5 protein-coding genes are annotated in these 5,523 nt (G+C 39.2%); all 5 read right to left on the bottom strand.

Annotated features, from left to right (window positions below):
- Positions 1-299 precede the first annotated feature (299 nt).
- Positions 300-890, bottom strand: a complete 591-nt coding sequence (locus tag L4D19_RS29955) for a DUF6434 domain-containing protein (protein WP_428455428.1) — start codon at positions 888-890, stop codon at positions 300-302.
- 632 nt (positions 891-1,522) lie between these two features.
- Positions 1,523-2,074, bottom strand: coding sequence for a hypothetical protein (locus tag L4D19_RS29950; protein ID WP_428455427.1), 552 nt, complete (start codon positions 2,072-2,074; stop codon positions 1,523-1,525).
- 150 nt (positions 2,075-2,224) lie between these two features.
- Positions 2,225-2,866 (bottom strand): hypothetical protein, encoded by a 642-nt coding sequence (locus L4D19_RS29945; RefSeq protein WP_428455426.1) that lies wholly within the window; start codon positions 2,864-2,866, stop codon positions 2,225-2,227.
- 176 nt (positions 2,867-3,042) lie between these two features.
- On the bottom strand, positions 3,043-3,765 hold the full coding sequence (locus tag L4D19_RS29940) for a hypothetical protein (protein ID WP_428455425.1): 723 nt from the start codon (positions 3,763-3,765) through the stop codon (positions 3,043-3,045).
- Between the two features lie 758 nt (positions 3,766-4,523).
- Positions 4,524-4,958, bottom strand: a complete 435-nt coding sequence (locus tag L4D19_RS29935) for a hypothetical protein (protein ID WP_428455424.1) — start codon at positions 4,956-4,958, stop codon at positions 4,524-4,526.
- Positions 4,959-5,523 lie beyond the last annotated feature (565 nt).

Below are 5,523 nucleotides of genomic sequence, written 5' to 3'. Positions count from 1 at the left end.
GTTGGTAACTCAGGCGTGTGGCGTACAAAACCAATAAACCTTACAGTTCGTTATACCGAAAAGCATGCAGGTATATAGCCTAAGAGACCGGCTTAACAGCCGCTAAGCATGACTCAATGAACTTGAAACGAATACCACGTTGCCTGTGCTACTAGGCCATAACGCCTGCAATAAGGTGTGCCCCACCGAACCAACAAAGCACACAGAACTCCAAACCAAAACCGCCGAGTGTAACGCATCACCTTGATTGCCTTGTTATATTACCGTATCCAGCTGATTTTTAGTCTAAAATTTGCCTATTAAAATATCGGTTTATCGTCTAATACTATTAAGTCAGAGTTTTCATACCGATTGCTACCACGAAGCCCTTTTTTGTATTTCCAGCACGCTATTGCATCGGCTCGACTTTTACCTGGATTGGCGATGAAAAAATCTCTTGTATATTGGTTGTATTCAAACTGAGGGGCGATTTTATGGCTCTTTCCTGACTTTTTGTCCACCTCAATTCTGAGCCATTCATCAACTGCATCTTGATAGGTTTTCTCAGGGTTAAGTTTGACCCACTTCATAAAAACCACGTTGAATTTAAACCTTTCACCAATTATTGTTTTGAAAAATACTCTATTGGCTTTGTCATTTTTATAGGTTTGTTTTAATCGTGTATTGAGAGTTATAGGAACCTTTGTATCAATGCGACTGTTTCCTTGGCTTTTCTCAGCTGACAGCTTTTCCCCCGTTTTTAAATAATGAGCGATACGTGCCTCAATTTCCTTTTTTGCACCTGTTGCTGACAGCCCGTTCTCTCGGCAAAATTTAACCAATTCAACTCTAAGCCAATAATATTCTCTAAAATGATTTAGTGCGATGTCCTTATTAAGACTAGGCTTCATGATTCCTCTACTTATTTGAAGGTAATATAACGCCTGCAATAAGGTGCCCCACACTAAACTAACAAAGCGCACCAAACTCCACACCAAAACCGCCGAGTGTAACGGGTCACCTTGATTGCTTTGTTATGCAACTCCATCCATTGCTACGAGCATACTTGGCCGATAACCTTTCCACGCTTGATGAGACTGCAGCATGCAGACAACAAGCGCAGACTCCAATAATTCCGCTTTACTTTCAAAACTTTGAGCCAGGCGAGCTTGAATGACAACCTGATACAGATTTGATTGGCTGCTGCACAGAACTATTGGTAAGGCAAACTGCTGCCTTTCAAAGCAATGTAACGCTTGAAACTCACTGTTGAATTGCCAAGGTAAAAGGCGACAAAGAAAACGACAACCTGCTGTTCTCTGAACTTTCAGGCAGCCTTTCGCTGAACGAATAGCCAGAGAAATCGTGGAAATATGCGATGAACATTCTACCATCGATGAACTTGGCTCTAAGGTGCATAACGCCGCGTTAAGTGGTGAGCAACGCATACCCCCCTACCTAAACCATTGTGACATAAACACTTAAACTGAAGTAAGCCGAAAATGCCAAGCGTTGGGAATCCGTCTTAAACGCTTTGTTATGTTTACAAAACTCCATTGTATGAAATTGGGTTTGTATCTATACCCATATCTTGACGAACTTCATTAATCAGCGCTATTGACAATTCCCTAACTTCACACCAGTCATATGGCGCATTTTTATGATGAACTAGTAGTAAATGATCTATTAACCGATCTTGAGCGTCCATAACATTTTGAGGGGCTAACATTCCCAAGTAGCCATACAGCTTAATTCTACTCTTATTGAACGACTGAAACGCTTGTTGGGACTCTTTCGCGTTAATTTCTTTTTCGTGCCACGCATCAAAGCTAGACAAAATTTCCGCAACCGTGTCTATAACCATACGATAAATGGCGACCTTATCATTATGTGAGGAAAGCAATTTGTCTTTAGCAAGATCTAACTCTCGCTTAGTCGCTTCCAGTTCAGCTGCTAACTTGTTTTTTTCTTGCTCAAGTATTTTTTGTGCCCAAAACTTTCCAAGCTTATTCGAGGCGCCAAAAATTATTGCTGTAGCTCCTCCAACCGAAGCTAAAGCTGCAGTTATTAATTTAAAAACACTTTCCCAGTCCACAGATATCTCCTGTATACATAACGCCCAATTAAGGGGTGAACAACGCCTCCACCCAAACCTAAAGCATTGTGCCATAAACACTAAACGTGAAGTAGAAGCAAAAATGCCGAGCGTTGTGAATCCCTCTTAAATTGCTTGTTAGGCATTGGCTTACAGCCATTCCCCTAAAATTTGGTTCCTGTAAAAATCAGAATGAATGTCGTATTGAGGCTCTACATTTGCGGAGTATAAATACAACAGTTCTTTATTGGGAAAATCAACAATATCGCCTAACCACATAATTACGTATCCATCTTTATTAATACCATAAGGAACATCTATACCTTCAGGACCATGGATGCGACCCGCACTCTTTGTATAGTTTGAAATATCATAGCCCTCAGCATGTTCAAACTTAACTAACACGTGTTTCTCAAAATACACTGGTGTTAAAAAGCCATTAGATGGAATATCTCTAATTAGACCTGGAATAAAAAAATGCTCGGCAGGTGAATACCTAAATTCCGTATTATCACCAACCGGAAGTTTACCGCGATTGAACCTTCCAAATTGATTAATCCGAACTTCTTTTTTTCCTTTCTCAACCGCTTCATCCACATAGTCGTTTATGATTGCTACTGCAGGTGTTGTAAAATAAACATTCCCATTAGTGTTGTTCAAAAGATAAGGAAGTTTGTCCAACACTACCTTGATGCCTTTATAATGGAAGGTTTTTCTCTTGATACAAAAATCCAAGGGTGTTCCATCTACGTCGAAATAATCGTCGTAACCTTCTAAAATTTCCACTTTCACTAGTAAATCCTCCTAAGATGCCTAACGCCTGCAATAAGGTGCCCCACGCTAAACCAACAAAGCTCACCGAACTTCATACCAAAACCGCCGCGTGTAACGGGTCACCTTGATTGCCTTGTTAGCTGCGTCAAGTTTGAGTACTTATGAGACGCCACTATTGATATGACTCATACCAATTAATCATCTAAATTGAAGTAAGACGCTTGATATGAAATCGTTCTTGTATAGCGAAATTGACGATTTGTTTCTTCTTGCGGCCCTGTTGCTGTAACTTCACCTGTTTTGATATTTTTTACTGCTGGTTCGCTAACCACATCATAAATTGAAGTTTTAGTAGTATCTCTGCCGGAAATGAAATACTCACCCTCTTTTTCAGGGTTAAAGTGATGCCGTTGATTGCTGCTATAAACCTTACGGTGTATTTTTAATAAACTTCCAAAGTCAATTCGATCTTCATAATCAATATATATACTGTCATTATTGTCATGAATTGCAGTAAGTGAACGATTTTTAAATTTGAAATCTATAACAGCAACAATTTTGCTTTCAAAATCATCACCAAAATCATAATAGTATTTCAAAGGGGAACTGTTTGGTTCATTGAACTTTGATGTTCTTTTATTAAATGATGAATAAATTTTATTAGCCTCTACCAATAAACTATAAAGATGTGATTCTTGTTTAAACTCCTCACCTTCAAACTTATTGCTTCTAAGGTATATAAATAAGTCATCATTACGCATTTCTGACGAGTGGAAACATACCGGTTGCATATTATCAGTAAAACATTTCAACGCCTTAGGAAAAGCCATTTCGAAAGACTCAATTTTTTTTACATCTGCCATAGACTGACTAGATAGCAGTGATAATATAATGAAAAATATATATTTGTAACTCATTTTTTCTCCAATAAGCAGCTAACGCCTGCAATAAGGAGCCCCACACAAAACCAACAAAGCACACCGAACTTTATACCAAAACCGCCGAGTGTAACGGGTCACCTTGATTGCTTTGTTATGCAACTCCATCCATTAGTGCGTTCCCTATTTGGTCGCAAGTCTATCGACGCATAGTGTCTTTCGGTGAAGCTGCCACAAATCCTGATTTAAGGTTGCTTCTCCCTCCTAGCGCCTTTGAGTCAGCTGAACTTTCCCCATTCCAAATGCCAAACCAGATCGGCTGACCTGCGATGAAGCTGAAAGCCAAAGGGATCGCCCCTCTCTGAAACCACGGAACAAAAAGGGTGTTAAACGAGAGCCTGACGGTTCGTACTCAAAGGCTACAAAGAAACTGACAACTTGCTGAACCCCGACACCAAATGGCAGCCTTTCGCTGAACGAATGGCCTAAGAAATCGTGGTAGTGAACAATGAACCTTCTACCATCGATGAGCATGGCTCTTAGGTGCATAACGCCTGCAATAAGGTGCCCCACSCTAAACYARCAAAGCWCACYGAACTTCATACCAAAACCGCCRMGTGTAACGGGTCACCTTGATTGCTTTGTTATGGCAACCGAAATACCCCCCTCTGAACAAAATTATATAATGTACTGTATCTAAATATTCACAGGTAACACAAACAGGTTAGCTTAAAATACAACCATTTATAAGTCCCCTTAGTATCATCTAAGGGGGATTTATTTAAATAATATTATGATTAAAATGGCATTCCATTATTAATTGGTATTGAATGTTCGACCATTGTATACTCTGTGTGCTTAGAGTTATATTGACCAACAGCCACTAAGAATGATTGGCCTGGACCAACAGAAGAACTTTCTATAACTCCATATCCATAATTATGACTACTTTTGTCCAAGCAAAAGTTTACTGTTTGATGTGCTTTTAATTCAAAAGGAGTTTCTAAAGTCGTTATATCTGACGTAGGAACCAAAGGCCCAAAGTAACTTTCTCCATTTTTGCCATAAAATTTTACCGTCACACTAGCACTTACATTTGATATGTTTGACACTTGATAACAAGAAACTGCTCCTTGCCAAACCTTAAACGTTGGTATAATAGCTGTTCCAGCTGAAGCTACGCTAGGTAAGATGAATGAAGCACAAGCAATAGCCTTAATCAATTTTTTCATATTATTCCTTAAATGGTGAAAGCTGAAGTGTTGCTTACAGGAATATCTGTTAGACAACGCTTCAACCGATAGAACTGTCAGCATTATGAACCCTGATATGCCACGAGTTCAATATAAACCTTGTATACATTTGTTCTAGGTGTCCATTTGTGAATTACTTCAAGTAAATAGAAAAACGTCCTCTATATTCGTTGAAATTTAACCTTCAATTAGCATAAAGAAGTGACAAATTGCGCTGAGATCAAAAACACGTTTAATGTGGACAAAATAGAAAGGAAGTATTCATTATTGTACGCGCCATAACGCCTGCAATAAGGTGCCCCACGCAAAACCATCAAAACACACTGAACTTCATACCAAAACCGCCGAGTGTAACGGGTCACCTTGATTGCTTTGTTATAAGCACCTCACTGCGTATGATTATGCTTTAAATTGACTACAGTTTCGGTCCTTGATTACGTATACTGCACCGCTTGATTAATACCCTAACGGTCACTGCTAGTATGATTATTTTTACCACTAATTTAGGCGATATTGAGATTGAACTGAATATGGACATGGACAA

This window comes from Photobacterium kasasachensis (genome assembly GCF_050336885.1).
GTDB lineage: Bacteria > Pseudomonadota > Gammaproteobacteria > Enterobacterales > Vibrionaceae > Photobacterium > Photobacterium kasasachensis.
The sequence above is the reverse complement of the archived record's forward strand: the minus strand, read 5'-3'. Positions and strand labels throughout refer to the sequence as shown.